This window comes from Streptomyces capoamus, from assembly GCF_014654935.1.
Taxonomy (GTDB): Bacteria; Actinomycetota; Actinomycetes; order Streptomycetales; family Streptomycetaceae; genus Streptomyces; species Streptomyces capoamus.
This window is the reverse complement of record NZ_BNBF01000007.1, coordinates 8,744-10,061: the sequence shown is the minus strand read 5'-3', so window position 1 is coordinate 10,061 and position 1,318 is coordinate 8,744. Positions and strand designations below refer to the sequence as shown.

The window sequence follows — 1,318 nt, the reverse complement described above, 5'->3', positions numbered from 1 at the left end:
CCCGGTGGACGACGAACATCTCCCCCAGCTGGTCGCCCACGGTCATGACGGGGTTGAGGGCGGACAACGCGTCCTGGAAGATCATCGCCATCCCGGCGCCCCGGATCCGGCGCCGCTCCTCCTCCTTCAGCGTCAGCAGGTCCCGGCCGTCGAAGAGGATCTCACCGCCGGTGATCCGGGCCGGGGGCGTGTCGAGGATGCCCATGACCGCCTGCGCGGTGACGGACTTCCCGGACCCGGACTCCCCGAGCACGGCGAGGGTCTCCCCCGCGTCCACCGCGTAGCTCACCCCGTTGACGGCGTGCGCCACCCCGTCCCGGGTCCGGAACTCCACCCACAGATCCCGCACGTCCAGCAGCACGCCGCCGTCACCTCCGCTTCGGTCCGGTGGACCCGCCCCCGGGCGCCCGTGCCCGCGGTCGTCAGCCGTCCCCGCGCCGTCCCGGCCTGTCAGCACGTCTCACCTCAGCTTGGGGTCGAGGGCGTCGCGGACCGCGTCGCCGAGCATGATGAAGGCCAGGACCGTGACCGCGAGGGCGCCCGAGGGCCACAGGAGGGCGTGGGGGGAGTTGCGGATGTAGGGGGAGGCGGCGGAGATGTCGATGCCCCAGGAGACGCTGGGCGGTTTGAGGCCGACGCCGAGGTAGGACAGGGTCGCCTCCAGGGCGATGTAGGTGCCGAGCGCGATGGTCGAGACGACGATCACCGGCGCCACGGCGTTCGGGGTGATGTGCCGCAGCAGGATGCGCGCGTCGGAGGCACCGAGGGCGCGGGCGGCCTGCACGTAGTCGTGCTGTTTGGCGGTGATGACCGCACCGCGCGCGATCCGGGAGATCTGCGGCCAGCCGAGCAGGACCATGAACCCGATGACCGGCCAGACCGTATTGGAGGTCACCACGGAGAGGAGGACGAGTCCGCCGAGGACGACCGGGATGGCGAAGAAGATGTCCGTGATCCGGGACAGGACCGAGTCCCACAGCCCGCCGAAGTAGCCCGCGAGACCGCCCAGCACCGAGCCGAGCACCGCCACCCCGAGGGTCGCCAGCACCCCAACGGTGACCGATGCCCGGGCGCCGTAGACGGTGCGCGTGTAGACGTCGCAGCCCTGTCCGTCGTAACCGAACGGATGCCCCGGCCCGGCGCCCTCCCGGGCCTTGGCCAGGTCGCAGGTGAGCGGGCTGCCGGAGGCGATCACCGAGGGCCGTACGGAGATGACGATCAGGAAGACGATGACCAGGGCGGAGAGCAGGAACACGGGGTCGCGGCGCAGGTCGCGCCAGGCGTCGGACCACAGCGAGCGCGGCCTGCCCGCGGGCCC

At 72.0% G+C, this 1,318-nt stretch carries 1 protein-coding gene and 1 pseudogene; both read right to left on the bottom strand.

Going from position 1 to position 1,318, the window contains the following annotated elements; all coding sequences use genetic code 11:
• Positions 1–361 (bottom strand): annotated as a pseudogene (locus IE312_RS39805) (ATP-binding cassette domain-containing protein); the annotation flags it as partial.
• A gap of 99 nt (positions 362–460) precedes the next feature.
• Positions 461–1,318 (bottom strand): ABC transporter permease (locus IE312_RS13075; protein WP_229899638.1); only part of this gene is annotated, 858 nt, incomplete at its 5' end.